Origin of the sequence: Staphylococcus sp. GDX7P312P (assembly GCF_008385775.1) — a bacterium.
Classification (GTDB): Bacteria; Bacillota; Bacilli; order Staphylococcales; family Staphylococcaceae; genus Staphylococcus; species Staphylococcus haemolyticus.
Genome location: NZ_VUKI01000064.1, coordinates 1 through 385 on the forward strand (window position 1 = coordinate 1; position 385 = coordinate 385).

The 385-nt window shown below is 47.0% G+C and carries 1 protein-coding gene; it reads right to left on the minus strand.

The features are described 5' to 3' along the window. Window positions 1–385, minus strand: a 385-nt coding sequence (locus F1592_RS13170; RefSeq protein ID WP_223197250.1) for an Ig-like domain-containing protein, incomplete at both ends; no start/stop codon positions are given.

A 385-nucleotide genomic window follows, 5' to 3' on the forward strand; every position in this document is an offset into this window, starting at 1 on the left:
GCTGATTGTTGTTTCATCACTTGGCACATCGTTCACCGTTGGTGCTTCTGGTGCTGTTGTATCAGTTACCGTTGCCGTTGCTGAGTCTGACTCATTTCCGTCTTTGTCTGTCGCTGTAATAGGTAATTCTTCCCCGCCTTTGAGGTCTACGTTTGATGGAATATCAATCGTATAATTGCCATCTTCGTCGGCTGTACCTTCTGCTGTTGTACCATCAGGGAATGTCACTGTCACCGTAGAACCAGGTTCGGCTTTACCGCTGATTGTTGTGTCATCACTTGTCACATCGTTCACCGTTGGTGCTTCTGGTGCTGTTGTATCAGTTACCGTTGCCGTTGCTGAGTCTGACTCATTTCCGTCTTTGTCTGTCGCTGTAATAGGTAAT